The following is a 25,397-nucleotide window of genomic DNA, read 5'->3' as shown; positions in this document are numbered from 1 at the left end:
GCAGCGACTCGACCGCCAGCAACAGCGTCTGTCGGCATAGCGCATGCATCGGCGACAGTGCCGAATCCAGGCATCTTTGCAATACTTGGCTCACGCGCATGGTCTGCGATCCTCATTGGTGTGGTAACCACGACAATCGCGCCATGCGCGCACTTCTGCAAACTCGATCCGATGCAAATCGTTGATTGGAAAGAGCTAAAGCTGGGGAAACCTCAGCCTCCGTCCCCTTTTGCCTAACGCTTGAAACCCATCCATGCCCCCTACAGCAGCAGCCAATGGAAATTAAACAAGAGAACGCAATCTCGCAGCCGTACAGTCTTCTCCTTCGATTTCTTGGGGATTACAAGTGGTTCGGCGTAGCGATCGGCACAGCTACTGTTCTGGCCCATTTCTGGCGAATCCGTTACCTTCCTGCGCTCGGCGTCACAGACGTTGGACTAGTTGCTTTGGCGATCCTGCTATTTTCCGCCCTTGCTTTACTGACCATCGGTATTATCTGCGCATTGCCCGGATTTGTACTAATTGGCTGGTCTACACAGAGGGTCATACCTCGGCCTCGAGGCCCAGTAAATGGGCTAGAACGGAACGGCGTTAGAAGAAGGCAACTCCGACATAAAGCAAATAGGCGTAGCAAACCATTCTTCAAGGCCGGCAGTGGCAAGGCGCTTGTACAGGTATACGCCGGCTTCTCCATAGCATTTGCGCTTTACGCGCCAATAGCCCTACTCAGCGAGAGGGCTTCCACGATCTGGATATGTGCAATCTTTACGCTCTCTTTCGCCATATCGCTCTTTTCTTCCATTATTTTTGATGTGCGCGCAATCCGATATTGGGGCTTGACCTGCCCATACCCGAACGCACTCTCAATAATTCTTACGACGTCGCTGTATGGTGTGTCCATACCATTTCTCCTAGCAATTACGCAGAATTTCGGACCATCCATCGAACAGACTTCTCTCATCCCCACAATCATCGCCATGTCAATAGCTCCTCTCGTGCACTGGTCTATCTATTCGACAAGGCGCATGCCCCTCTGGTTTCGAGCCGCGATGCCTAGCGTAGCGTTGCTCTATTTCTTGTGCGTCGCTGGCTTGCCCTTCAGGCTCGTCGATCAGGCACTACGCACATTTGGTGTCGGACTACTGAATGATCAGATGATCTTGGTAAGCCAGCGCGGTTGCGACATCGCCAAAGCCTCAGGGATTACTTCGCCCTGTACAGTGACAGGCTCGGATAAAAGCGACCTCTTCGTACTAGGACCAGTCACCATACAAACACGCTTTGGCCCACATGTACTGATATCTAGTCCGGACTGGACACCAAAGAAGCCGAGCGCTCGTGCACTAGTACCAGCTGCGGAAGTGTCTTCTTGGTTTACTCAGAATCACGGAGATGCGCAACCCGATCGTTAGCCGTATCGGGGTAAGGCCTAAAAATTCGCTTCTAGCGTGCACCGAATCTTTTCTTACAAAGTGTCTCAGGCTACAGCATGAGATTCCAAAGGAAGCGGGCCATTGATATCCGCGCTTCCCCGGCAATCCCCCGCATTAAGCGGACTCCAGAAGCCGAGCCGCGCGGCGCACATACGACTGGCCGCTGAGCAGCATCGCCGAAGACACTGCGCCCGCCTTATCCGCCGAGACCAGCAGATGCACGTGGTTGTCCATCAGCACAAACGCATGCACCCGCACCGCAAAGCGCTCGCAGGCCACGCGTAGTAGCAGGCAATAGTGATGCCGATCCTCATCGTCCAAGAAGATCGCACCCCGGTTCACGCCTCTCTGGACGACATGCATCGGAACGCCGGGCGGTTCCAGACGCGGCTGACGCGACATGGCCGGGCTTCCTGCTCAAGAAGACCTCAGCCTGACGGCAGCGACACAGCCCCGCTATCAGGCATCGCCGCGCGGGCCTGTACGACCGGTTCGCTTAATTACCTCCGCGCCCTTTTGCCTCTTTTGCCTATACCTGAAATTTAATTGGAGTCCATCCACCTCGACACAGCCGCATGGAGACTATTCATCAGCGCTTCCGCATACCCCAGTAACTCATCAACTTCGATATTTGTTGGATATACCAGCAATCCGCCATGTGCCACTTCATTCCTCCTACCCACAAGTTCATCCAGCGCACCTGTACGAACCCCGGCCAAGTTCAATCCAATCACCTCTGAATTAAGCTTCAGCACCTCCAAGTTAACGTTGGAGTAAGTCATAACCAAGCTATCAAATTTAATTGTGTGGTCAACAGGCCCGCGTGACCACTCGGAAAAACCTCGTGCAAACTCTGCTAGAGCTCGATACTGCGCCCCCGTCTTCGGCATGTTTTCCTGACCCATCTGCATAGCTGAGAACATTTTTTTGAGGTAGGACTGGAAAAACCCCTGTTTCTGCAACCATAAAACAGCGAACATCTCGGGGTAGCTCGATACGCGGCGTTGAAGATCACACTTCCTCTTAAAACATACGGAGAAGACTATCTTAAAATAGCCCTCCCAGGCCGAATAAATGATAGGAATAGCCATGAGATACAGAAACTGATCTCCACCTGCATTATTACTCAAAGAGTGCTTTCTAATTTCACCAAGCATATTTACGTGTCGATCTAATGCACTTTTGGCCTCAACCCTCGCCATCCTTCGCGACATATAAAAGCTCATTTCGAGAACCAATTAGTCCCGAATTCAACTCGCCCCATCATCTTCGCCCTAGTATTAGATCCAGCCCCTGTAAGCACTTTCACCTTAGGATCTTCATGCATGGCAACAACTCGTTCTTCGATGTATCCAATGGGCTTTTTTTCAGCCGATTCGATATTATTGAAAACCCCGCAGGCTACGATATCGAAGAGATTGGTGCTAAACGCGCCTTTAAAGACCCCGCCTTTTGGAAAGCGAAACGCAGAGCCGGCAGGCATATCTCGCGAAACTATTTCGAATGTCCGGTAAATTTTTTCTTCCACTCGCTTTGTAAACTTTATCTTTCCCGTAGCTGCAAGATACATTGCAGAGTCAAGGAACTCGTCGATCCTCTGCGTTTCCGGTTGCCCGTTAAGAAATGCAACCAACCTAAGAACATTCTCTTGAACACCCATAGATTTTTCGTCAGATTCGGACATACTCATGGCCGACACAATTCTCTCGTCTGCACCAATTTTCATCAGCTTGTCAGCAAATTCGGGATTAAAAAGTCGGGCTGAGCAATTTCTAATCTCTTGATTCGAAAGAACCGTTCCCGCCCTATTCAACCTCGTGAACACATGATATCGAGAAAGCTCGCTCGACTCCCGCTTAATGAGCGTAACTTGAACTCGACTATACCTAATAGTTCGGACCAATGTTTCGGGCAATGTCACTTTAGTCAGACCGGCTAGCCCGTTGAGTATGGGAGGCTCAGACAGGACAGTTGGCACCGCGACATCATTGTCATGATTGTATCCGCCATGGTGCGGAGCAACGCGGCCGTCAGTAAATATCTCATCAGAAAAGAACTTCAATAGCGTACTGAATCTTTGGAGTCCGTCGATAATCTCGAACGAACCATCTTCCATTTCCGCCATGAACAGCGGAGGAGTCGGGATACTTAATAGCAAAGATTCTATGTATTGACTTTGTTGATCCAACGTCCACCTGAAGGCACGCTGATAATCCGGATCAACTTTTACATCATTGCGCCGATATTGATCAAGTAAATCACTCCATGTTTGCGAATAGCTATCAACAAATACGTCATGCCTAGCCTGCTCAACCTGTGAAATTAACTTAACATTCATATCAGATCCTATTCTGGCCTTTTCAAGACCAATACCGATTCAACTGGAGATTTGCCTGCCGAGTATTTTCGACTGCTCGAGTTTAGCGTTCGCAAACTGATCACCTTTGGAAAATCAGATCTTTTCAGAAAATCAAGCCCCTGTGACACTGACATTTGCTCAACGATAGTCGCGAGATCGTTGTGCACTTCCTTATACTGAGAGTCTTGGACCACAACATAGGCTCGTCCGCCAGGCTTGAGAACCCTATGAATTTCCCCAATCGACAGGTAAAGATCAGCGAAGTACTGCACGTGGGATTTGTAGTAGTAGCCAGAAGATGCCCTAGAAGGGTGGGATCGCACTCTATCCAAGAATTTGCAACATTCCACGCCCCATCGATCCTGAGCTACTCCCAATAACGAGGGCACTGTAGTAGTACCCATCAGAGTGCGCCTTAATCTATCGACCTCAGAATAATCGAAACCGAGAAGACCTAACTCAATCATCGTTGCGACGGCATAATCTATTCGCGTGCAATAAGGTGGAGATGTCACTATAAGATCGAAGACTTTGTCGTCTGACTTAAGCGAAGTTGACGAACATACAGCCACCCGCTCCGACCAAACACCTCTAATATCACCTGAATCACCCGCTAGCTGCGCGGTCAGATCATTTAGCTCTCTGAGGAATGCCGACGAAACATCATGGACTACTGAGGGATCGACATCTACAAGCATTCTCCGCCACGTTGGATTCGACGTCTTGTGGCTGTCAACCATCTTTCTACTTGCACGAAAGAGTGCCAAGAATAGAAGGCAGCGCGTAGAAGATAGACTCTCGATTCGCTCGATTCTATTTTTTGACTGATTAACTAAATCATCGCGATCACACCAGATAGCGTCAGAAATTTCGAGAAGGCAATTCACAGTCAGCTGCGGCAACCATCTACTGAGCAGGTTGTCGTTATGGGACGCAAGGCCTCCCGTACCCCTTTTTTTAATTACCTTCAGAGCGAATTGATTGATATCCCTCAGATCAGAGGGTCGCGCTAACTTCGCCTTAGCGACGATCGCCATTACGGGATTAAGATCTGCGCCTAAGAATGAAATCCCCCTAGATTGTGCAGCCCATGTCGTGGTACCTGCGCCGTTCCATGGATCACACACCATGCTTCCGGCACCTATACTTTCTCGATCGAATACGCTCAGAGCAAATCTCGGAGAAAATCCCGCATAGTAAGGATACCAAAGGTTCCTCCCATACGCGTCTTTCGATTCTCTCTTCGGATTTGGCATACTAATTTTCAAAGAAAATAGGCCTGTGGCTTAGAATCATCAAGGGAGCTATAGATACGCCCAAATAAAGAGGGGCGCCTAGCGCCCCTCTTTATACAAAACAGCAGCTCGCGAGATCAATCAAACCCCAACAGGATTTGCCTTCTCAGGATCAATCTTGTACTGCTTGATCGCCCGGGCTACATCCTTACCCGTCATCTTCCCATCCTTAGCAAGCGCGGCAATCGCCGCATGCGCGATGTAGTAGCGGTCCACTTCGAAGAACCGACGCAGATTCGCACGTGTGTCCGAGCGGCCGAACCCATCCGTGCCGAGCACGGTGTAGGTCATCGGGACGAAGGCGCGGATCTGGTCGGCAAAGGCGCGCACGTAGTCGGTGGCGGCGATGGCCGGGCCCTGGCGGCCTTCCAGCAGCTGGGTGACGTACGGCTTGCGCTGTTCGGCCTCCGGATGCAGGCGGTTCCAGCGCTCTACGGCGTAGCCGTCGCGGCGCACTTCGTTGAGGCTGGGGCAGGACCAGATGTCGGCGGTGACGCCGAAGTCCTTGTCCAGCAGCTCGGCCGCGGCAATGGCTTCGCGCAGGATGGTGCCGCTGCCCAGCAGCTGCACGCGCAGCTCGCCCTTCTTGGGCTTGCCGGCATCCTTGAGCAGGTACATGCCCTTGATGATGCCCTCGGCTGCGCCGTCCGGCATGCCGGGGTGGGCGTAGTTTTCGTTCATCAGGGTGATGTAGTAGTACTCGTCGATCTGGTCTTCCATCATCGCCTTCATGCCGTGCTGCATGATGACGGTGACTTCGAAGCCGAAGGTCGGGTCGTAGCTACGCACATTGGGGATGGAGCCGGCGATGACCTGGCTGAAGCCGTCTTCGTGCTGCAGGCCTTCGCCATTGAGCGTGGTGCGGCCGGCGGTGCCGCCGAGCAGGAAGCCACGCGTGCGCATGTCCGCTGCCTGCCAGGCGATGTCGCCCACGCGCTGGAAGCCGAACATGGAGTAGTAGATGTAGAACGGCAGCATCGGCACGTCGGAGACCGAGTAGCTGGTGCCGGCGGCCATCCACGAGGCGATGGCGCCCGGCTCGCTGATGCCCTGCTGCAGCACTTGGCCGGTCTGGTCTTCGCGGTAGTACATCAGCTGGTCGGCATCGACCGGCTTGTACTTCTGGCCGAACGGGGCATAGATGCCGATCTGGCGGAACATGCCCTCCATGCCGAAGGTGCGCGCCTCATCGGCCACGATCGGCACGATGCGCGGGCCCAGTTCCTTGTCGCGCAGGGCGATGTTGAGGCTCTGCACGAACGACATGGTGGTGGAATAGCTGCGCTCGCCGCTGTCCTTGAGCAGGCGCTCGAACTTGTCGAGCGTGGGCGCCACGAACGACTTGCTGGCCTTGGGACGGCGCGAGGGCAGGAAGCCGCCCAGCACGTTGCGGCGCTCCTTGAGGTACTGCACTTCCGGGGAATCTTCGCCGGGGTGGTAGAACGGCACCTGGCCGTCTTCCAGCTGGGCGTCGGTGACCGGAATGTTGAAGCGGTCGCGGAAGTGCTTGACCGCCGCGTCGTCCAGCTTCTTGGTCTGGTGGGTGGGGTTGAGCGCCTCACCGGCCGAACCCATGCCGTAGCCCTTGACCGTCTTGGCCAGGATCACGGTGGGCATGCCCTTGGTGTTTACGGCCTGGTTGTAGGCGGCGTACACCTTGTGCGGGTCGTGGCCGCCACGGTTGAGGCGCCAGATGTCGTCGTCGGACAGGCCGGCCACCATGGCCGCCGTCTCCGGGTACTTGCCGAAGAAGTTGGCGCGCGTGTAGGCGCCGCCGAAGGCCTTGCAGTTCTGGTATTCGCCGTCGACGGTTTCCATCATCAGCTTCTTGAGGACGCCGTCGGTGTCCTTGGCCAGCAGGGCGTCCCAGTAGCCGCCCCAGAGCAGCTTGATGACGTTCCAGCCGCCACCACGGAACACGCCTTCCAATTCCTGGATGATCTTGCCGTTGCCGCGCACCGGGCCGTCCAGGCGCTGCAGGTTGCAGTTGACCACGAAGATGAGGTTGTCCAGACCTTCGCGGCCGGCCAGCGCGATGGCGCCAAGGGTTTCCGGCTCATCAGACTCGCCGTCGCCGATGAAGCACCACACTTTGCGGTCGGACTTCTCGATCAGGCCGCGGTTTTCCAGGTAGCGCATGAACTGCGCCTGGTAGATGGCGGCCAGCGGGCCCAGGCCCATCGAGACGGTGGGGGTCTGCCAGAACTCGGGCATCAGCCACGGGTGCGGGTAGGACGAGATGCCCTGGCCGTCCACTTCCATGCGGAAGTTGTCCAGCTGGGCTTCGCTGATGCGGCCTTCGAGGAAGGCGCGGGCGTAGATGCCCGGGGCGCTGTGACCCTGGATGAACAGCAGGTCGCCCGGGTGCTGGTCGCTGGGCGCGCGCCAGAAATGGTTGAAGCCCACGTCGTAGAGCGTGGCGCTGGAGGCGAACGAGGCGATGTGGCCGCCCAGGTCGCCCGGCTTGCGGTTGGCCCGCACGACGGTGGCCATGGCGTTCCAGCGGATGATCGAGCGGATCTTCCACTCCAGCGCTGAGTCGCCGGGGTTCTTGGCCTCGTTGGCCGGTGCGATGGTGTTGACGTACTCGGTGGTGGGCGAGAACGGCAGGTAAGCGCCGGCGCGGCGGGTCTGTTCGACCATGCCTTCCAGCAGCTGATGGGCGCGCTCAGGACCTTCTACATCGATGACGGCCTTGATCGATTCGAGCCACTCCTGCGTCTCAAGCGGGTTCGGATCGTTGTGCAGCACTTCGTTCAACCAGTTCATTAGCGCTCCCGGGGGGACACACCCCGCGGGTGTGTCGACATCGTGAATTCGTGAACCCCCAAGTGTACCGCACGCACCTGTTGCCATTCCTCGCTACGGGTGCGTATGGAATGGGATGATGTCGTGCGGTGAATGCGTTGGTGGCGGATGCCACGCATGCGGCCGCTACTGGTGTACGACCAAAGGATGAGGGCCGCTGGCGGGCGATTGCCGAGGCCAGCGCCCGGCTCGGTGCGGAATGGGCCGACGTAGGAGCGCCCTTGGGCGCGATGGGCGTTACCGGTAACGCCCATCGCGCCCAAGGGCGCTCCTACCGGGCGCGTCGATGGTGCCCAGTTGCGTGGCGAGGCCGGTCAAAACGCCTGCAGCGCTTCGGTCAGCTGGCCGTTGTTGTTGACCGCGCCCATGGTGTAGCCCTGCCAGCCGGGGTAGGCGTTGGGCTCCCAATAGAAAATGCCGAGCACGCGCGAGCCGATGGCGTTGCTGCGGCTGAGCAGGTTGGTGAGCATGGCGCGGGTGGTGGCGGCCTGCTGCCAGTCCATGCCGACCTCGGCCACCACCACGTCGCTGCCGTAGCGGGAGATCATGTCGCGCATGTTGGTGTCCAGGCGGTTGTTGTAGTCCTGCCAGCTGCCCACCGGAGGGTAATGCGACATGCCAATGACGTCCCACTTGCCGCCGGCTGAGCGCAGGTTGTCGAAGAACCAGCGGAAGTTGGCGTTGTCGTAGCCGTTGGCCAGATGCACGATGACCTTGGCGTTGGGGTACACGGCCTTGGTGGCGTTGTAGCCGCTGTTGATGAACTGGCCCAGGTTGGCGAAGTTGGGCGTCTTGCCCTCGTTCCACAGCATGCCGCTGTTGATCTCGTTGCCCACCTGCACCCAGCTGACGGTGATGCCGTTGTCCTTGAGGTACTTGAGGATGCCCTGGGTGTGGCTATAGACATCGGTGTTGAGCTGGGCGACGGAGTGGCCCGCCCAGGCGGCCGGCTTGGTCTGCTTGCCGGGGTCGGCCCAGCTGTCGCTGTAGTGGAAGTCGATCATGATGCGCATGCCCTGCGCGGCGGCACGCTTGGCCTTGTCGAGCGTGTCGTGGCCATCGTTCCAGCCGCCGGACGGGTTGACCCACACGCGCAGGCGCACTGCGTTGCCGCCCACGTCCTTGAACAGCTTGATGAAGTCGGTGGTGTTGCCCGAGGCATCGCGAAACACCTGCGGCGGGTTGGCTGCGGCCTGCTGGTTGAGCCAGCTGACATCGGCGCCCTTGGCGATGCCTTGCGCGCCTGCGCCGGCGCTGGCAAAGCCCAGCAGCAGCACCAACAGCAAGCGGCTATAGCCCTTACGAAACATGCTCATGAAACCCTCTCCCTTGATCGATGGATGTCGCGCCACCTGGCGCCTTGCCTGATCCCCCTGAATCTCGAGGCGTGCTGTGCTGCGAAGCGGGCAATGCCGCGACAGCCACGCACGCTGCGAAACGGTGGCGATTCAAACACGGCACTGCAACGCGGTTGCGCTCGCTATAGGTGCTGGGCGATTGCGGCATAGTTCGCGCCGGAAAAAACCTTGCGCCAGCGAACTGGCACTATTTTCACCAGCGCGATGTTGTGCGGGTGCAACAGAAAAACGGCGCGGTACTGCGCGAGGCAGCTGATGCTGGCGCTCTGTCGCCGCAACGACATGCATGGCCGATCGTCTGCGACCGCAATGACCCTGAGTCTGATCAGAAGCGGCAACGCGCTACAGGCCTGCCGGCAATTGGGCACGCTGCGGGAAGCCCAACTCCTGATGCCCTGCCTGTTTGGCGCACTCAACGAGCTCTCGACGGAGGATCGGCAGCGATCAAACAAAAACGCCGGGCAAGCCGACGTTTTTGGTGCAACGTGCGATGGAAGCAGTCGCAGGTTGAAGCGGCACTGCGTCACAGAGGCTGGTTAGGCGAATGAACACCACCGGGCCGCAAACGCATGACCGCACTCAACTCATCGCGCGTGCGCCCTGTTGTTGTTGCTGGGTCTGCGACTGCTGCTGTTCCAATGCCACCGACTGGCGTGCGGCATTTTCTGCAACGCGCTGGCTGCTCTGTTCCAGCGGGGTATTGATGGCGGTCATCGTCTCGACGCTGACACGCAGCTGCGCGGGGTCGTCGGCGCGGCCCTGCACGGCGAAGGTGCGCGCGGCATCGGGGCTCATCACTACCTCGTCGATGCGCTTGCCGCCGACGGCATGCATTTCCGATGCGAGCGAGCCGGACAACTGGGCGCTGTGCTGGTCGGGTGTGCGCCCGGCACGGGCGTCCTGCGCATGCACGCCACGCTGCGCATCCTGAAACAAGGTATTGCCCACGTGCCCGGGCTGGTCGATGCGCAGCGAGGTATGGTCGTTGCCGTGCTCACGCTTGGCGGGCTCGCCTGGGGCGAGCGGGCCGCGGATGGCGTCCACAGCGTCCTGCCCAAGGCCGCGCGCGCTACGCGTCAGGATGGTGGTGCCGGTACGCAGCCCATCCACATCGTTACGGTATTCGTCGATCATCCGCGCGTTCTTTTCGGCCAGCGGGCGCGCGTTGGGATCGGTGAGCGCCGAGTGCTCGCCCAGGAAGTTGCCCAGCTTGTGCGCGCCCAGCGAGCTGCCGGCCGCCACCAGCGGGTAGTCCGGGATCAGGAAGTTGGCCTTGCTGTTGCTGTAGCCGGCGCCATTCAACGTGGTGATTTCATCCGGCTTGGCATAGATGCGCACCTGCCCGAAATGCGGCGAGGCGGCACTGACCGGATCGGACGCCATGACGTGGTTGATCACGCTGTTGCCGCCTTCCGGAATGCGGTAGCTCAGGCTGGCCGCGCCGTACGAGTTGAAGGTTTCGCCCTTGAGGTCGTAGTGGTGCGCAGAGACCTGTGCGAGCGCGCCGCCGAGGGAGTGGCCGGTGACGGTGACTTCGGGTGCGTGACCGGTTCGCTTACCGACATCCTTGGCAATGGTCATCGCGTTCTGAGTCAGCGCCAGCGCATCGGCTGCCTGCGGATTGGTCCGCGAGGTGACCATGGTCGCGTCGGTAAGAATGTCCTTGGCAGCGCCCTCGGTGCCCCGATGCGCAACCACGATTTCGCCACTGCCTTCGTTGCGGTAAATCGTCCCCTGGTAGCCAGTGGACTTGTTGTTGACGTGGTCGAGAACGGCGTAACGCTGTCCCTCGATGTCGACAATCTCTTCCTGACCCGGTGCGCGCCGGCCGACGGCGCGATCCTTGTAGGCATCTTCAGACAAGCCCGCATATTGCGGCGATGGAATGCTCATGGCGCAACTTCCTTGGCAGCCAACGTGATGGTGAAGAGATTGTCGCGGATCTCAGGCTTGAACTTTTCCGGGCTCAGCTCGCCAGTGTCCGGGAAACTCTTGGACTCCGAGCGCGGATAACCTTCCTTCCAGTAGTACTTCGTCTGCGGATGCTGCGCCGTCACCGTCTTGCCTTCGATAAACGACAAAAAGCGGGTCTCTTCTTCGGCACCGGTGGCCTTGAGCAGCACGCTGGCACCACTGAATTCCCAATGGCAGACGCCGCGACCGTAATAGTCCTCGTCCTGCATCAGGTCCAGATAGACGGTGCCGCGGTATTCGGTGTCGGAGATCTTCTTGAGCGCGAAGTCTTCCTGGCTGGTGATGCGCCCGGCGGTACCGGTCTCGGCCTGGATCTTGCCGCATTCGGCTTCGTTACTGACGTCGTATTGCGCCGCACCCTGGACCAGGCCGAAGGTACCGGGCGCCTTGTCGAGGGTGAGCGTGACCTCGAAGGCCTTGCGCGGGCTGGGATTCAATTTGGCAAGGCCGCGACCGCCCGCCTCCACGTCGGCTTCTGCAGTGGCCTCGGTTGCGGGGGATGTGGTCTGGGTCATGCTGATCTCCGGGGCGTTACAGGCCGTAAGCAAAAGGGCCAGCAGGCTCGGTGTGAGAATCAGGCGCAAGGCCGGCCTCCATGGCGATAAGGGGGCTCAATCTAGTCCGCTTGAGCAGGTGGGGTCAATTTACGGCAGCTGACGTGAGGCAGTTGTTGCCCGCCGGAAAGCTGCCATGATTCGACCTGTCCGCTAGGGGGAGCGCGTTATCGCCACGGGGTTCACATCGCCAGCCGACAACGTGGCCGTCACCCCGCGCGTGCATTGGCGGCGCAGCCTGCGCATGCGCGTGTTGCTGGCCGCCACCGCAGTGCTGGTACTGCTGCTGGCGGTCCTGGGCACGGTGTTTTATCTGGGCGCCCGTGCCGAATTGGTGGAGGCAGCGCGCACCGAAGTGGATGGCTTGACCGAGCAGACCGCACGCAGCCTGGCGGCGATGCTGGATTCGGTGCAGGTGAGCGGCCGCACATTGGCCGCCAGCAGCGGTGCGGTGGGGCTGCAGCCGTTCAATCTGCGTGCATTGCTGCTGGCCACGCTCAGTGGCGACCCGGATATCGGCGCGGCGCGTTTGATCATCGAACCGCGCACACAAAAAGCCGGCGATACCGGGTTTGTCTGGTACGTGCATCGCGATGGCACGCGCGTGCTGGAAAAATCGGTGCAGGACCTGGGTGACGACTACCGCGCGATGCCGTGGTATCTGCGCACCCAGCGCGAAGGGCGTGCATGGTGGTCCGAGCCGTATATCAACACCAATGGCGGCAGCGAGTTGTACACCAGTTACAACCTGCCGCTGCGCCGGCCGGGCGATGCCGTGGATGCGGCGCCGGTAGGCATGGTGAGCGTGGATCTGCCGCTGCAACATCTGCGCGCCATCATCGACCAGCTGCCGCACGACATCAGCATCCGGCCGATGCTGTTGTCGCCGGAGGGGATGGTGATGTTCAGCCCCGACCCTGCGCTCAATCTGCATGACACGCTCGCTACCTACGTGGCGCGTTCGCGTCCGGATCTGGCACCGCTGCAGCGCGCAGTGGCGGCGGGTCAGCCGATCTCGTTCTCGCACACCGCGCCCGATGGCGAGCGCTTTTTGACCCATAGCGCGGCGGTGGGGCGCAGCGGCTGGACCTTTGTGCTGTCCGCATCGGAAAACTACGTGCTGGCCGGCCTGAACTGGCTGGCCGCATGGGTGGCGTTGGCGGCGTTGCTGGGCGCGGCGGTGTGGTGGTGGTTGATGGGGCGGATCACGCGCACCTTGACGCGGCCGATCGAGGAATTGACCGATACCGCCGAGCATTTTCGTCGTGGCGAATTCGAGTACCCGCTGCGACATATCGAACGCGATGACGAAGTGGGCGTGATGGCGCGTGCGTTCGACAGTGCGCGCGGTGCGATCCGCGACCATATCGCGCAGATCGGCGAGATGACCTCTGCGCGCGAACGCATGTACAGCGAGCTGCAGATTGCGCGCGAGATCCAGCAGGCGATGCTCCCATCCGGGCGCACCTTCGACCGCGCCAACTCGCATCTGGAAACCTGCGCCTGGCTGGAACCGGCCAAGGCGGTGGGCGGCGATTTCTACCACTTCATCGAGACCGAGCCGGGGCTGTTGTGGTTTGTGGTGGGCGATGTCTCCGACAAGGGCGTGCCGGCGGCCTTGTTCATGGCGCGCGCAGTGAGCGTGCTGGAAATCGCCGCGCGCCGGCACACGCGCCCGGACGCCATTTTGATCGCCGCCTCCACGCGGCTGGCCGAGAACAACGAGCCGTGCATGTTCGCCACCGTGCTGTGCGGGGTGATCAATGTGGTGAGCGGCGAATACTGGCTGGCTAGCGCCGGGCACGAGCCGCCGCTATTGATCGATCTGGATGGCACGGTGCGGCCGCTGCCGTTGGAAACCGGTGCGCCGCTGGGCATCGAGCCACAGCTGGCCTACCCGGTGCTGCAGGGCCGCATGCGCGCCGGGCAGACGCTGCTGGGTTATACCGATGGCGTGACCGAGGCGATGGACGAACACGGCGCCAGCTACGGGCTGGAGCGGCTGCTGGCCGCGCTGCACCCAAGCCGTAGCGCGGCGGCACAGTGCAAGGCGGTCATCGACGACATCGCCGGTTTCACCGGCCAGGCCGATGCGTACGACGACATCACGCTGCTGGCGATCCGGCTGCGCCAGGAGCATGCTGAGCCGGTGGCAGACGCTGGCCGGGACGGTCCCGGAAAGGCAACGACCGGATGAAGCTCGAACTGGCCATCGCGCCGTCGCTGGCCCAACTGGCCGGCGCCAACGACGCGCTGGAAGACTCGCTGATGCGCGAAGGCCTGCACGAAGCGCGCATCGGCCAGGTGCGGCTGATCGTGGAAGAACTCGGCTGCAACGCGCTCACCCACGGCCAATGCGCCGAACAACCCTTACGCCTGCAGCTGCAGCTGGACGCGCAGGCGCTGGTGCTGGAGCTGAGCGACCCGGGCAGCGCTTTCGACCCGCGTGCGCTGCCGGAACTGGAGCTGGACGCCGCGCTCGACGATCGGCCGATCGGCGGATTGGGGTTGTTTTTGGTGCATCAGTTCGCCGATCACATCGACTACCGTCGCGATGGTGCATATAACGTCGTGCGTATCACCTTGCTGCATCCGTACGCCCCTGTCCCCGAGGCACTGCCATGACCACGCTCGCCATCCAGATCGACCCGCCGCAAGACACCCGTCAACGCGTGATCCTGACCGGGCGCCTGGACTCCCACACCTACCAGGACCTGGATGCGGCGCTGTCGCCACTGCTGGGCACCAGCATCGTCACCCTGGTGCTGGACCTGACCGCGCTGGAATACATTTCCAGCGCCGGCATCCGCAGCATCTTCAAGGTGCGCAAGGCGCTGGCGACCCATCAGGGCAAGCTGCTGGTGACCAACCCGCAGCCGCAGATCCGCAAGGTCTTCGACATGGTCAAGGCGGTGCCGCTGAGCGATGTGTTCGCCTCCACCGAAGAGCTGGATGCGTATCTGTCCGCGATGCAGCGCAAGGTCATCGAACAGCACGCCGACGGCGACAACCCGATCTTGCCGCACTTCGCCGAAGTATGAGTTTGATCGCCTGCGCGCACATGTAGCGACGTGTGTGCGTATGGCGCGTCAGCGGCATTGGGTAGGCTATGACGCCCTGATACTTGCGTTGCAATGCCCGCACTGATCATTTTCGATTTCGACGGCACTTTGGCCGACTCGTTTGATTTCTTTCTGAGCACGCAGCGCGTGCTGGCCGAGCGGCACGGTTTCCGTGCGGCACAAGCGCACGAAGTGGAGGATGCTCGCCGGCTGAGTACGCGGGAGCTGTTGAAAGCCTCCGGGCTGCGTGCCTGGCGCGTGCCGCTGGTGGCCGCCGACTTTATCCGCCTGATGCGCGCCGCCCCGCCGATGGCGTTGTTTGCCGGCATTGCCGACGTAGTAGAGACGCTGCATGCCAGCGGCACGCGCCTGGCGGTGGTGTCGTCGAACTCGGTGGAGAATGTGCAACGCGCTTTGGGTAAGGACTTGAGCGCGAAGTTCGCCGTGATCGATGGTGGTGCGCATCTGCTGGGCAAGCAACGCGCCTTGCGTCGTGTGCTGCGCGCCACCGGGTATGGCGCAACGCAGGCGGTGTATGTGGGCGACCAGGTTGCCGACTGGGAAGCGGCGCAAGTGGTGGGATTGCCGTTTGCTGCGGTGGCGTGGGGGTATGCGCACCCGGAGGTGTTTGCCGGGTTGGCTGGGACGCAGTTGATTGAACGTGTGGACGGGTTGCTTGGGTTGGGTGTGCGGTAGCCCGGTTTTTCAATGGCTGGGATTTGGGATTTGGGATTTGGGATTTGGGATTTGGGATTCGGGATTCGGGATTCGCAAGAGCAAGAGCTTCCCGCCGCTACGTGCGGACGTACCCTCATCCGCCCTTCGGGCACCTTCTCCCGGAGGGCGAAGGGTAGGAGCGTCAGGTGCTACTGGGATCAGGCCAGCTGCTTTAAGCGGTTCGCCACGGCGGCTCTACACCCCGCCGACCCGCGGTAACGGTGCCGGCACGTTCAACATTCCGCCCGCTGCCACATATGCCGCCAAGGCCTGCCCCTGGCTCAACAGGTGCCCGTGCATCGTGCGCTCTGCGCCCTCGGCATCGCCGCGCCGCACGCACTCCATCAATGCACGATGCTCGGCCAACGATTGCGCCATGCGTCCCGGCGTCAGCAGCTGACGGCCACGATGCATCTTGAGGATGCGGTGCAGATCGTGGGTGACCCGGATCAACCACGGATTGCCGGCGTACTGCTGCACGGTTTCATGAATCAGATAATTGTTGCGGTAGTACTCGGCCAGATCACCAACGTCGGCTGCGGCTTCCATCGCTGCGTGCAGGTCTTCCAGGCGTTGCACGCCGGCCGCATCGATACGCTTGACCGCATCGTGCGCGCAGCGGCCTTCGAGCATGGCCATTACCGGGAACAGCTGGTTGAGATCTTCCAGCGTCAGCCGCGTGACCCGGCTGCCGCGGCCGGCGTCCAGTTGCACCAGGCCTTCGGCCGCGAGCAGCTTGAGGCTCTCGCGCAGCGGAGTGCGGCTGATGCCGAGTTCTTCGGCCAGCGCCGGCTCGTCGATCCACTCGCCCGGCGGCAACGCGTAGTCGTAGATCTTCTGGCGCAGGCGCTCGGCCACTTCCTCGTACAGCGGTACGCGCTTTTTGGCGGTGCGCGAATCAGGGGCGAGGGTCATGGCGGGCAGGTCGTTAGCGTCGGAGCGGGGGTGCCCATTCTACGGGGGCGCCCCACTCCGCCGCTGTGCGCGTGCCGGCTCACAGCCAGCCCGGCACCACGAACAGCAGCCACGCCGTCAGTGGCCCCAACAACACCACCAACCCGCTATAGACCAGAAAGCGGCGGAACAGCGCGTCGCGCTCCTCTTTCGCAGCCGAAGCCACCACCAGCGCGCCATTGGTGGAGAACGGGCTGACATCGACGATGGTGGAAGACACCGCAAGCGCGCAGATCACCCCGGCCGCACCCAGCTGGCCTTGCATCAGGAACGGCACTGCCAGCGGAATGGTGGCGCCCAGCACGGCTGCGGACGATGCGAACGCGGACACGATGCCGCCGACATAACAGACCAGCAACGCACCCAACAACGGCATGCCGATATGCGAGACACCGGTACCGATGTAGTCCACCGCGCCGGCCTTTTCCAGCACCGCAACATAGGTCACCACACCGCTGATCAACAACACCGTGGACCAGCTGATGCCATCCACCGCACCCTTCTGCGCGCTGGGCGAGATCAATGCAAGGACCACAGCAACGGTGATCGACACCAAACCGACATTGAGGTTATAGATCAGCGCCGCGACACCCAGACCCAGCAAGCCAACCAACGTGATCAAGCGATCACGGGTGATGGCGACAGCCTCCAGCGCAAGCGGATTGGTCGACAAGGTACCGCCGCCAGCGGCGACCAAGGAGCCATGCCCTTCGATCGCAAATGGACGTTTGGAGGCCTGGTCATCGGCCACTGGCACGTATTGCGCATCCGCCAACGAGACCTCCTGCCGACGCATCAGCTTGAGCCCGCCGAACGCGCAGAAGCAGATGATCGCCATCATCAGGTTGAAACCAAGACTGGTGAGGAACACCGCCATCTCGGTGACGTCCAGCCCGGCCTTTTCGACCACCTTGTTGGTGATGCCGCCGTACACGCTGATCGGCGAAAACCCGCCGCCCTGTGCGCCATGGATCACCAGCAGGCCCATCATCAACGGGTTGATGCGGTACTGCTTGGCAAAGCGCAATGCCACCGGGCCGATGATGGCCACTGCCGCCGGCCCAAGCGCACCGAATGCAGTCAGCAACCCGGTAATGACGAACATCACCCATGGAATCGCCACGATACGCCCGCGTACCGCGCGCACTGCCCAGTGCACCAGCAGATCGATGGTGCCGTTCTTCTGCGCGATGGCGAACAGATAGGTGATGCCGACCAGGGTGAGAAACAGGTCGCCCGGAAAGCCGGCCAGCACCTCCTTGCCGTCCAGTCCCACCCACACGCCGCCGATGATGAACGCCAGCGCGAAGGCCACCGCACCCATGTTGATGGGCAATGCGGTGGCGACGATGAACATGATCACCAAGCCAAGAATCGTTGCAATTTGCGGGGTCATGCGCCCTCCCAGACACCTGATACGCGTACAGCACGGATGGCCACCCGCCACCCAAGGGTCACGCCCTGTCAGACACCAGGAGCGGCCAACAGCACCGATGCGCAGCTGCCAGGCGGTTGCCTACTCGCTACGCGTTGCTGGCCTCTCCTAGCGTTACCTCATGCCGCGCGCTCGCACGCGGCGTTGACCCACTCGACAACACCTTGGGTGCTGTTGAATTCGTCCACCGACCGCGCCTCGCAGTCCGGCAATACCTCCCGCGCCATGCGCGCCAATGCGCTGCCTGGCCCCAGTTCGAGAAACACGCGTGCGCCGCGTTCTGCGGCCTGCACCAGCACGTCGTACCAGCGCACGGTCTGCGCAATCTGTGCGGCCAGCGTGTCGATCACCAAGGCCTGCGTGGTGACTGCACGTGCATCGATACCGGCGAGCACGCGCAGCTTTGGCGCAGTGATTTCTGCGTTTTTCAATGCGATGGCGAACGCGTCCACGGCCGCGCGCAACCACGGCGTATGCGCCGGCACGCTCACCGGCAGCAGCGTGATGCGCGCGCCTTGCGCCTGCGCAGCGTCGCCGAGTGCCTGCAGTGCAGCGTGCGGGCCACCAAGCACGGCGTGGTCGCCGCCGTTGATGATGGCCAGTGCCGCACCATAGGTCTGGCATAGCGTTTCGAGTGCGCGCAGTGGCAGGCCGACCACCGCCATCAACCCGGCATTGTCCGGGCTGGCCGCGTCCATCAGGCGTGCGCGGGTGGCGGCCAGCTGCAGGCAGGTATCGATGTCCATGCTGCCGGCCACCGCATGCGCGGCGAGCTCGCCGACGCTGTAGCCGAGTACCAGCAACGGTGTGGGTAGTTGCGTCTGCAGCACCTGCCATTGCGCCAGCGTGCCGGCGCACACCAGTGGTTGTGCAATGGCATTGGCATAACGACTTGGGTCTGCGGCAAGCGTTTGCGCAGATGCGCCAAGCAGCTTGGTCGCAGTAGCGAGCACACTGGCCGCAGCAGGTGCATCGGCGACACGCGCAAACATTTCCGCGTGTTGACCGCCTTGGCCCGGACAGAGTACGGCGAGCGTCATGCGCTTTCCTGCAGATGCAGAAACCATGCGCAGGCCAGCAGATCGGCGCTGCCGCCCGGGCTCAGACGGCGTGCGACGAATTGCTCGCCGATGGAGTTCAAACAATCGCGCCACTGCGGTTGCGCGATGCCGCCGTCGGCGAGGAAGGCACGTGCTTGCGCTTGTGCGTAAGCCAGCCCTTCCTGCCCACCACGATGCAGCAGATTCAGATCGTCCACTTCAGCAACCAACTGCATCAACGTCTGCGCCAATGCCGCTTCCTGCTTGGCGCCGCTGTGCAATGCAGCGCGCAGGCACGGCAGCGCGACTTCGCTTAACAGCGGGTAGCCGGCTGCGGCCTGCTCGCGCACACCGCTGACCTGATACTGCGCACGCATACGCTGACCATTGCTGTGCGGATTCAGCGGCGCAGCCTGCAATGCATCGCGCCACACCTGCACCGCGTTACAGACCGCTTCACCAGTTGGGCAGCGCCCGTGCGCGACACGCAAGCGCGCCGCCTGCGCAGTGAGCAGGCCGAGGCTGAAAATCGCGCCGCGATGGGTGTTGATGCCGTCGGTGGCGCGCAGCATCGCCGCTTCGGCATCGATGCCGAGTTGGCGAAGGCGTGCGAACGGGGCGTTGTCGATGCCGGCTTGCGCGATGGCGACAAAGTAGCCGCGCAACGCGAACAGACTGCGCAGAAAGGTGGCCGCGCCCATATCGGTGTGGCTACCGGTATCGAACGGGGTGACCAGGCCAGGCTTTGGTGCGCAGGCCAGTTCTGCGTGCAAGGCAAGCACTGCAAGGCGGCCGAGTCGGTGCGCCAGTGGACTTGCCATGCCGCTGGTGAGACGCGATGCGCCCTGCAGCGATGCACAATGTTGAATATCGCCATGCATACATGTGGCCTCGGCCTTGGCATGGGCAACATCTTTCGCCAGCGCACTCATGCCGCGCTCCACACAGGAAACAACGCGGTGCGCGACGCCATCCGGCAGCCATGATTGGATTTCACCAGCACCTGCTGCGCGCTGCCGGCATATTCGCGCCAGTTCACGGCGGTGCCGTCGTCGGCCAGCAGTAATTCGCCATCGGCACGCAGGCCATGGCGTTGTTCCCAGCGCTGCAGCAATGTCACCACCGCATGCGCCTGTTCGGGTGTTTCGATCGACCACAACAGGTCCAGATCCGACTGCGCATGCACATACGCAAGCCCGGTCAGTGCCTGCCATGCAAAGCTGCCGAACACGCGCGGCTGTAATGCGTTGGCCCGGGTCTGCGCCAGTAAGGCCTGCAATGCCGGCTGCATGTCGCTGGGCGCTTGCGCGATCACTGCGTCCAATAGCAGCGGTGCGGTGCTGCGTGCGATATCGGCCACATTGGCTGTCAGCGCCAGACGCTGCTTGCCTTCGCTCGGCGGCAACGGCACGCCGAGCCGCAGTGCGCCGGGTGCTTCGCTGCCGTCGCCACGCGCCACCACCGCCGGCAGGCCGGCGGCGAACCACTGCTGCAGGCGCGGATGCGCACCCGGCATCAACGCCTGCCAGCGCGCCTCGGGATGCAACCACACCAGTGCGTGCCGGCCGGGCATGCTCAGGCCTCGCCTGCTGCCACGGCAGCGGCGACATCGCTTGCCAACGTACGGCCGCCACGTTGCGCGCCGAGTGCACGACGTTGGTCGCCGTCGCTGGGCGTAGCCAATGCATCAAGCAACGCCTGCGCCAGATCGCCCTTCCACAACGACTCCACCGCGCCCATGCGCACGTAATTTTCCACACCCGGCGCGAATACCGGCGAGCTCTTGCTCAGCGCTTGCAAGGTGTCCACCGATTGCTTGGTCACACGTGCCATGGCACGCAGATCCATCACGCGGATCTGTGCATCGGGCAAGGCGTGGATATGGTCGGCCATCAACCCGAACGAGAGAAAGCCGCCGCTGACCGATTCGCCATACACCAACGTGACCAGCCGCGCGCCGCGTCTGCGTGCAAGATCCAGCGCGCGTGCCAAATGCGCGAAATAGCCGTTGATGCCCAGCAGTTCGTCGCGGCGCGCGAGCCGTTGCCCGGCGGTGTCGGCCAGCATCACGATCGGCCGTTGCGGATGTCCACGGGTGCTCGCCAACACGGTAGCGGCCAATGCCAGTGCGTGGTCTACGCCGACTTCCAGTTTATTGGCAGTACCGATCACGGTGACCTCGCCCGCAGCGGTCATCGCGCTGCCGGTGAGCACATCGTCGTTGCGGGCGATGGCGTGACCGAGCGGAAACAGCTGATCCAGCAGTTGGCTCAGTTCCATGGAATGCTCCGGTCGGCAGTGGCAGCGAGGAAGGCCTCGGTGTCCAGCAACGGCAGGCGCTGCGCATCGACGATGCCTTGGCGCCGCCAGATCTCCAGACCGTCGCGGCAATCGCCGTAAGCCTCGATGCGCTTAGCCAATTGCTGCTGCGCAAGTTCCAGCGCCTGCAATGCGGCCTCGCCTTCCGGCTCGGCAAGTGTGTCCAGCGCATGGGCAGCCGCATCGGCGAATGCGGCGATGCGGTCGGCCACCAAGGTCTGCGCTTCGCCGAGCAGATAGCGATGCTTGCCGCCGGTGACGCGCCACACCAGGGCACGGTCGCGTGCGTCGAACTCTTCCACGCCGCGCACGGTCTCGATCACGTCCGGGCCGGACAACGACAGGCGGCCTTCTTCGGACATGATCACCGCGCTGCAACAGCGCGCCACGATGCCCATGCCGCCGAAGGCGCCGTTGCCGCTGCCGATCAAGGCCAGTACCGGCACGCCGGCAGCACGTGTGCTCAGCGTGGCGCGCATGATTTCGGAAATCGCGATCAGGCCGGCGTTGGCTTCGTGCAGGCGTACGCCGCCGGTGTCGAGCAATAGCAGCACCGCTGCCGGCTGCGTTTTTGCTGCGCGTTCGAGCAGGCCGGTGAGCTTGGCGCCGTGCACTTCGCCCACTCCACCGCCCATGAAGGCGCCTTGCTGCGCGGCGATCAATACGTTGCGCCCGCGCAGCGTGCCTTCGCCCACCACGATGCCGTCATCGAAGGCGCCGGGCGTGTCGAGCTGGGCCAGATGCGGGCTGATCAAACGACGACGTGGACCGACGAATTCGCGGAAGCTACCGGCGTCCAGCAAGCCGTCGATACGCTCGCGCGCATCGGCCTCGTAATAGCTGCGCTCGGCCATGGGAATAGTGGTGCTCATACGTATCTCCCGACGACATGCGTAGGAGCGCACTTGTGCGCGACCGGGGCGTTACCGAGAAAGCCCGTCGCGCCCGGGTGCGCTCCTACGGGGTGAAAGGGGCGGCTCATGCGTCGGCTCCCTGCAAGACATCCATCGCCTGCTCCAGGCGCAGGCTCACCACCGCCGGCGTGGCGCCGACATCGTTGATGCTGATGCGCACATCGCGCAGTGGATGGCGTGCGGCAAAATCGTCCAGCACCGCTTGCCAGATCGCGCCGAATCCGCGTGCAGCGGTGAGGATCTCGATCTCCATCGCGCCGTCGAGCGGCACGCGCTCGACCAGCACTTCCAGGTTGCCGGACGCAACCACGCCGACCAGCGCATGTTCCAGCCCGGCGCGTGCGCCGTGCTGGCCATCGAAGCGATACCGCAGGGTTTCCATGCTGTGCCCCTACCAATTGCGAAAACGTTTCGGCGGGTCGTACAACCCACCGGACCAGCGCACCAGATGCTTGACCGTGCGCGCGGCGAGCAGGTCGCGCGTGGCATCGCGTGGGCGAATCCCCAGGTCTTCCGGCCGCTTGATGACGCCGCGATCGCGCAGGTTTTCGACCGCGCGCTTGTCGCGGCCCAGACCGACGGCGGTGTAACCGGACACGCCGCGAATCGCCTGCTCGCGCTCTTCCGGCGTGCGGCACAACAGCAGGTTGGCGATGCCTTCTTCGGTCAGCACGTGGCTGACGTCGTCGCCGTAGATCATCACCGGCGGCAGCGGCATGTTGGCCCGCTCGGCCAGTTCCCAGGCATCGAGCTTGTCGACGAAGGCCGGCGCCATGTGCTCGCGGAAGGTTTCCACCATCTGCACCACCAGCTTGCGTCCACGCGGCATCTCGCCGGGGCGCGCCGCCTCGCGGCCGGCCTTGAGCCAGGCGTCGCTGGCATGCCGGCGGCCACGCGCATCCGAGCCCATATTGGGCGCGCCGCCGAAACCGGCGATACGGTCGCGCGTGGCGGTGGAGCTATTGCCCTGCAGATCGATCTGCAAGGTGGAGCCGATGAACATGTCGCAGGCATACAACCCGGCGGTCTGAGACAACGCGCGATTGGAGCGCATGCTGCCGTCGGCACCGGTAAAAAAGATATCCGGGCGCGCGGCGATGTACTGCTCCATGCCCAGTTCCGAGCCAAACGAATGCACCGATTCGACGAATCCCGATTCGATTGCCGGAATCAGCGCCGGATGCGGATTGAGCGCCCAATGCCGGCAGATCTTGCCCTTCAGCCCGAGTGATTCGGCGTAGGTGGGCAACAGCAATTCGATCGCGGCGGTATCGAAGCCGATGCCATGGTTGAGCCGGTTGACACCATATTCGGCGTAGATGCCCTTGATCGCCATCATCGCCATCAACACCTGGATCTCGGAGATCTGTGCCGGGTCGCGGGTGAACAGCGGTTCGATATGGTTGGGCTTGGGCGCCTGCGTGACGAAGTCCACCCAGTCGGCAGGAATATCCACGCGCGGCAGCGTGTCGACGATCTCGTTGACCTGCGCAATCACGATGCCGCTCTTGAATGCAGTGGCCTCCACGATCACCGGCGTGTCTTCGGTATTCGGGCCGGTGTAGAGATTGCCGTGGCGGTCGGCGGCCTGCGCGGTGACCAGCGCAATGCGCGGGGTCAGATCTATGAAGTAGCGGCCGAAGAGTTCCAAGTAGGTGTGGATGGCACCGATCTCGATGCGGCCTTCGCCGACCAGCCCGGCCAGGCGCGCGGCCTGCGGGCCGGAGAACGAGAAATCCAGCCGCTTGGCAATGCCGCGCTCGAACACATCCAGATGCGCGGGCAACGACAACACCGATTGCACCATGTGCAGGTCGTGCACGCGCGTCGGGTCCACTTCGGTGAGGCAGCGCGCCAGATAGTCGGCCTGCTTCTGGTTGTTGCCTTCCAGGCAGACACGGTCGCCGGGCTCGATCACCGCTTCCAGCAGCGCCACCACATCGCTGGCCGCCACCACACGCCCTTGCGACGCAAGCGGGGCGGCGCGCTGCAAGCGCTGGCGCCGGCTCTCGGCCTGGGTGTCCCACTGTCGACTCATGCGGCTGCCTCATCGGGCCAGGCCCGTAATGTCGGAGTAATTACATCGTAATTATGGAATTTACCCTTGTCTAGTCGCGGCGCAGCATGGTTCGGGGTTGGTCGGCCTTAGTGTGGATCGGCGTTGAGGTCGTTCGGCACCGGTGTTGACCGGCTTTGGTGCAAGTCGACTTGGTGTCGTTCGGCACCGGGCCGACTGGTCCTTGCTCTGCTTAGCGTGGGCACGGTGCTCGACGGCGTGGTGCTGGACCGGCCGGGCGAGGCCCATCGGGACGAGAAGGCGCACGGCCCAGGCGATCTCGCGTGCGTCAGCGCTTGCGAGCAGCGCGAATTCGATATATCGTTTCGTCATGCTTCGATATATCGAATGAACACGCGTCCTCCACCTGACGACGTCTCCGCAGACGCTGATCTCGCTTCCGATCCAACGCCCGAGAGGGGCACAAGTGGACGCTCGCGGCCGTTGGGGCATGGCGATCTGCGTTTGTTGTTGCTGGCGTTGATCGAGCAACAGCCGCGCCATGGGTACGAGCTGATGCGGCAGATCGCCGCGCTGTTCAAAGGGCTGTACACCCCGAGTGCCGGCGCGATCTACCCGGCGCTGGCCCAGCTTGAAACCGACGGCTGGGTGCAGACCGCTCAGGATGACGGCCGCAAGCGCTATCAGGTTACCGAGGCCGGCCGCACGCACGTGGCACAGCAGCGCGACGCACTCGACGCGGCGCTGGCCCGCACCCATCGCCGCGCACGCGAGTTGATCAAAGCACAAACGCCGGCGCCGATTCGCGAGGCGATTCATCGCATCAAGCACGGCCTGTTTGCGCGGCACGGGCAGTGGACGGAAGCAGAAACCGCACGCATCGCTGCGCTACTCAACGCCGCCGCTGACGGCATGGAGCGCGACGACGGCTGAGTGCGTGTGCCACGTGTCATTGCAACTGCGCGAGGCTTCGCTCGTACCCTCATCCGCCCCTGCGGGGCACCTTCTCCCGATGGGAGAAGGGATAGCTCACAGCAGTTGCTCCTAGCTGGTTTATTTGCCTAGCTGGTTTATTTGATTGTTTATTGCGCCATCAGTTTTGCCAGTTACTCCCCACTTCTTCCCATCGCGCATACACCCGGCAATCCAGGAACAATT

General features: G+C 61.8%; 21 protein-coding genes and 1 pseudogene. 5 read left to right on the top strand and 17 right to left on the bottom strand.

From position 1 onward, the window contains the following. Positions 1 to 706: 706 nt before the first annotated feature. The 8 genes and pseudogenes from AC1PLU_RS03365 to AC1PLU_RS03330 all read right to left on the bottom strand — a co-directional run bounded on the left by AC1PLU_RS03365 (position 707) and on the right by AC1PLU_RS03330 (position 11,742). Positions 707 to 979, bottom strand: a complete 273-nt coding sequence (locus AC1PLU_RS03365; RefSeq protein WP_481107705.1) for a hypothetical protein — start codon at positions 977 to 979, stop codon at positions 707 to 709. Between the two features lie 598 nt (positions 980 to 1,577). Then, positions 1,578 to 1,835, bottom strand: a pseudogene (locus AC1PLU_RS03360) (transposase); the annotation flags it as partial. Between the two features lie 140 nt (positions 1,836 to 1,975). Next, positions 1,976 to 2,659, bottom strand: a complete 684-nt coding sequence (locus AC1PLU_RS03355) for a HEPN domain-containing protein (protein ID WP_481107704.1) — start codon at positions 2,657 to 2,659, stop codon at positions 1,976 to 1,978. Beyond that, the gene (locus AC1PLU_RS03350) at positions 2,656 to 3,771 is read right to left on the bottom strand and encodes a DUF262 domain-containing protein (RefSeq protein ID WP_481107703.1); all 1,116 of its coding nucleotides are present in this window, start codon (positions 3,769 to 3,771) and stop codon (positions 2,656 to 2,658) included. The genes AC1PLU_RS03355 and AC1PLU_RS03350 overlap by 4 nt, the downstream gene beginning before the upstream one ends. A gap of 1,397 nt (positions 3,772 to 5,168) precedes the next feature. Continuing rightward, positions 5,169 to 7,856 (bottom strand): pyruvate dehydrogenase (acetyl-transferring), homodimeric type, encoded by a 2,688-nt coding sequence (gene aceE / locus AC1PLU_RS03345; RefSeq protein WP_481107702.1) that lies wholly within the window; start codon positions 7,854 to 7,856, stop codon positions 5,169 to 5,171. Positions 7,857 to 8,209: 353 nt separating this feature from the next. After that, complete coding sequence (locus AC1PLU_RS03340) at positions 8,210 to 9,211, bottom strand: arabinogalactan endo-1,4-beta-galactosidase (protein WP_481107701.1); 1,002 nt, start codon at positions 9,209 to 9,211, stop codon at positions 8,210 to 8,212. Between the two features lie 621 nt (positions 9,212 to 9,832). Further along, positions 9,833 to 11,146 carry an XVIPCD domain-containing protein gene (locus AC1PLU_RS03335; protein ID WP_481107700.1) on the bottom strand — a complete coding sequence of 438 codons (1,314 nt, stop codon included), beginning with the start codon at positions 11,144 to 11,146 and terminating at the stop codon, positions 9,833 to 9,835. After that, a complete protein-coding gene (locus AC1PLU_RS03330; protein WP_481107699.1) occupies positions 11,143 to 11,742 on the bottom strand; it encodes a hypothetical protein in 600 nt (199 codons plus the stop codon). The genes AC1PLU_RS03335 and AC1PLU_RS03330 overlap by 4 nt, the downstream gene beginning before the upstream one ends. Positions 11,743 to 12,025: 283 nt before the next feature. Between AC1PLU_RS03330 and AC1PLU_RS03325 the strand changes: the two genes are divergently transcribed. The 4 genes from AC1PLU_RS03325 to AC1PLU_RS03310 all read left to right on the top strand — a co-directional run bounded on the left by AC1PLU_RS03325 (position 12,026) and on the right by AC1PLU_RS03310 (position 15,539). Next, on the top strand, positions 12,026 to 13,978 hold the full coding sequence (locus tag AC1PLU_RS03325) for a SpoIIE family protein phosphatase (protein ID WP_481108457.1): 1,953 nt from the start codon (positions 12,026 to 12,028) through the stop codon (positions 13,976 to 13,978). After that, positions 13,975 to 14,406 (top strand): ATP-binding protein, encoded by a 432-nt coding sequence (locus AC1PLU_RS03320; RefSeq protein WP_023905273.1) that lies wholly within the window; start codon positions 13,975 to 13,977, stop codon positions 14,404 to 14,406. Before AC1PLU_RS03325 ends, AC1PLU_RS03320 begins: the two co-directional genes overlap by 4 nt. After that, positions 14,403 to 14,822: an STAS domain-containing protein gene (locus AC1PLU_RS03315; protein WP_006452511.1), complete on the top strand. Its 420-nt coding sequence runs from the start codon at positions 14,403 to 14,405 to the stop codon at positions 14,820 to 14,822. Before AC1PLU_RS03320 ends, AC1PLU_RS03315 begins: the two co-directional genes overlap by 4 nt. A gap of 93 nt (positions 14,823 to 14,915) precedes the next feature. After that, on the top strand, positions 14,916 to 15,539 hold the full coding sequence (locus AC1PLU_RS03310) for an HAD-IA family hydrolase (protein WP_481107698.1): 624 nt from the start codon (positions 14,916 to 14,918) through the stop codon (positions 15,537 to 15,539). A gap of 216 nt (positions 15,540 to 15,755) precedes the next feature. Here AC1PLU_RS03310 and AC1PLU_RS03305 read toward each other — a convergent pair whose 3' ends face one another. From AC1PLU_RS03305 to mdcA, 9 genes are all read right to left on the bottom strand, one after another. After that, positions 15,756 to 16,475 carry a GntR family transcriptional regulator gene (locus AC1PLU_RS03305; protein ID WP_183086634.1) on the bottom strand — a complete coding sequence of 240 codons (720 nt, stop codon included), beginning with the start codon at positions 16,473 to 16,475 and terminating at the stop codon, positions 15,756 to 15,758. Positions 16,476 to 16,554: 79 nt separating this feature from the next. Beyond that, complete coding sequence (locus tag AC1PLU_RS03300) at positions 16,555 to 17,910, bottom strand: SLC13 family permease (protein WP_006452514.1); 1,356 nt, start codon at positions 17,908 to 17,910, stop codon at positions 16,555 to 16,557. 158 nt (positions 17,911 to 18,068) lie between these two features. Continuing rightward, positions 18,069 to 18,989: a malonate decarboxylase subunit epsilon gene (mdcH, locus tag AC1PLU_RS03295; RefSeq protein ID WP_481107697.1), complete on the bottom strand. Its 921-nt coding sequence runs from the start codon at positions 18,987 to 18,989 to the stop codon at positions 18,069 to 18,071. Further along, entirely contained in the window at positions 18,986 to 19,810 is an 825-nt protein-coding gene (gene mdcB, locus AC1PLU_RS03290; RefSeq protein ID WP_481108456.1) for a triphosphoribosyl-dephospho-CoA synthase MdcB, read from the bottom strand. The genes mdcH and mdcB overlap by 4 nt, the downstream gene beginning before the upstream one ends. 107 nt (positions 19,811 to 19,917) lie before the next feature. Then, positions 19,918 to 20,562 (bottom strand): malonate decarboxylase holo-[acyl-carrier-protein] synthase, encoded by a 645-nt coding sequence (gene mdcG / locus AC1PLU_RS03285; RefSeq protein ID WP_481107696.1) that lies wholly within the window; start codon positions 20,560 to 20,562, stop codon positions 19,918 to 19,920. A 2-nt stretch (positions 20,563 to 20,564) separates the two neighbouring features. After that, positions 20,565 to 21,269, bottom strand: coding sequence for a biotin-independent malonate decarboxylase subunit gamma (gene mdcE / locus AC1PLU_RS03280; RefSeq protein ID WP_481107695.1), 705 nt, complete (start codon positions 21,267 to 21,269; stop codon positions 20,565 to 20,567). Beyond that, a complete protein-coding gene (locus AC1PLU_RS03275) occupies positions 21,260 to 22,162 on the bottom strand; it encodes a biotin-independent malonate decarboxylase subunit beta (protein WP_481108455.1) in 903 nt (300 codons plus the stop codon). Before AC1PLU_RS03275 ends, mdcE begins: the two co-directional genes overlap by 10 nt. 124 nt (positions 22,163 to 22,286) lie before the next feature. After that, positions 22,287 to 22,604 (bottom strand): malonate decarboxylase acyl carrier protein, encoded by a 318-nt coding sequence (gene mdcC, locus AC1PLU_RS03270; RefSeq protein WP_104551694.1) that lies wholly within the window; start codon positions 22,602 to 22,604, stop codon positions 22,287 to 22,289. Positions 22,605 to 22,613: 9 nt separating this feature from the next. Next, on the bottom strand, positions 22,614 to 24,260 hold the full coding sequence (gene mdcA / locus AC1PLU_RS03265; protein WP_481107694.1) for a malonate decarboxylase subunit alpha: 1,647 nt from the start codon (positions 24,258 to 24,260) through the stop codon (positions 22,614 to 22,616). Between the two features lie 366 nt (positions 24,261 to 24,626). Here mdcA and AC1PLU_RS03260 point away from each other — a divergent pair, with 366 nt between their 5' ends. Beyond that, positions 24,627 to 25,172 carry a PadR family transcriptional regulator gene (locus AC1PLU_RS03260; RefSeq protein ID WP_481108454.1) on the top strand — a complete coding sequence of 182 codons (546 nt, stop codon included), beginning with the start codon at positions 24,627 to 24,629 and terminating at the stop codon, positions 25,170 to 25,172. Positions 25,173 to 25,397: the final 225 nt, after the last annotated feature.

This window comes from Xanthomonas sp. NCPPB 2933, from assembly GCF_056725225.1.
Note: the sequence above shows the minus strand (reverse complement) of the source record. Positions and strands in the feature narration are given on the sequence as shown.

Coding starts and splice junctions, on each gene's coding strand:
- AC1PLU_RS03365 (WP_481107705.1), bottom strand. CDS start 979: ATGGCGATGATTGTGGGGATGAGAGAAGTCTGTTCGATGGATGGTCCG.
- AC1PLU_RS03355 (WP_481107704.1), bottom strand. CDS start 2,659: ATGAGCTTTTATATGTCGCGAAGGATGGCGAGGGTTGAGGCCAAAAGT.
- AC1PLU_RS03350 (WP_481107703.1), bottom strand. CDS start 3,771: ATGAATGTTAAGTTAATTTCACAGGTTGAGCAGGCTAGGCATGACGTA.
- aceE (WP_481107702.1), bottom strand. CDS start 7,856: ATGAACTGGTTGAACGAAGTGCTGCACAACGATCCGAACCCGCTTGAG.
- AC1PLU_RS03340 (WP_481107701.1), bottom strand. CDS start 9,211: ATGAGCATGTTTCGTAAGGGCTATAGCCGCTTGCTGTTGGTGCTGCTG.
- AC1PLU_RS03335 (WP_481107700.1), bottom strand. CDS start 11,146: ATGAGCATTCCATCGCCGCAATATGCGGGCTTGTCTGAAGATGCCTAC.
- AC1PLU_RS03330 (WP_481107699.1), bottom strand. CDS start 11,742: ATGACCCAGACCACATCCCCCGCAACCGAGGCCACTGCAGAAGCCGAC.
- AC1PLU_RS03325 (WP_481108457.1), top strand. CDS start 12,026: ATGCGCGTGTTGCTGGCCGCCACCGCAGTGCTGGTACTGCTGCTGGCG.
- AC1PLU_RS03320 (WP_023905273.1), top strand. CDS start 13,975: ATGAAGCTCGAACTGGCCATCGCGCCGTCGCTGGCCCAACTGGCCGGC.
- AC1PLU_RS03315 (WP_006452511.1), top strand. CDS start 14,403: ATGACCACGCTCGCCATCCAGATCGACCCGCCGCAAGACACCCGTCAA.
- AC1PLU_RS03310 (WP_481107698.1), top strand. CDS start 14,916: ATGCCCGCACTGATCATTTTCGATTTCGACGGCACTTTGGCCGACTCG.
- AC1PLU_RS03305 (WP_183086634.1), bottom strand. CDS start 16,475: ATGACCCTCGCCCCTGATTCGCGCACCGCCAAAAAGCGCGTACCGCTG.
- AC1PLU_RS03300 (WP_006452514.1), bottom strand. CDS start 17,910: ATGACCCCGCAAATTGCAACGATTCTTGGCTTGGTGATCATGTTCATC.
- mdcH (WP_481107697.1), bottom strand. CDS start 18,989: ATGACGCTCGCCGTACTCTGTCCGGGCCAAGGCGGTCAACACGCGGAA.
- mdcB (WP_481108456.1), bottom strand. CDS start 19,810: ATGGCAAGTCCACTGGCGCACCGACTCGGCCGCCTTGCAGTGCTTGCC.
- mdcG (WP_481107696.1), bottom strand. CDS start 20,562: ATGCCCGGCCGGCACGCACTGGTGTGGTTGCATCCCGAGGCGCGCTGG.
- mdcE (WP_481107695.1), bottom strand. CDS start 21,269: ATGGAACTGAGCCAACTGCTGGATCAGCTGTTTCCGCTCGGTCACGCC.
- AC1PLU_RS03275 (WP_481108455.1), bottom strand. CDS start 22,162: ATGGCCGAGCGCAGCTATTACGAGGCCGATGCGCGCGAGCGTATCGAC.
- mdcC (WP_104551694.1), bottom strand. CDS start 22,604: ATGGAAACCCTGCGGTATCGCTTCGATGGCCAGCACGGCGCACGCGCC.
- mdcA (WP_481107694.1), bottom strand. CDS start 24,260: ATGAGTCGACAGTGGGACACCCAGGCCGAGAGCCGGCGCCAGCGCTTG.
- AC1PLU_RS03260 (WP_481108454.1), top strand. CDS start 24,627: ATGAACACGCGTCCTCCACCTGACGACGTCTCCGCAGACGCTGATCTC.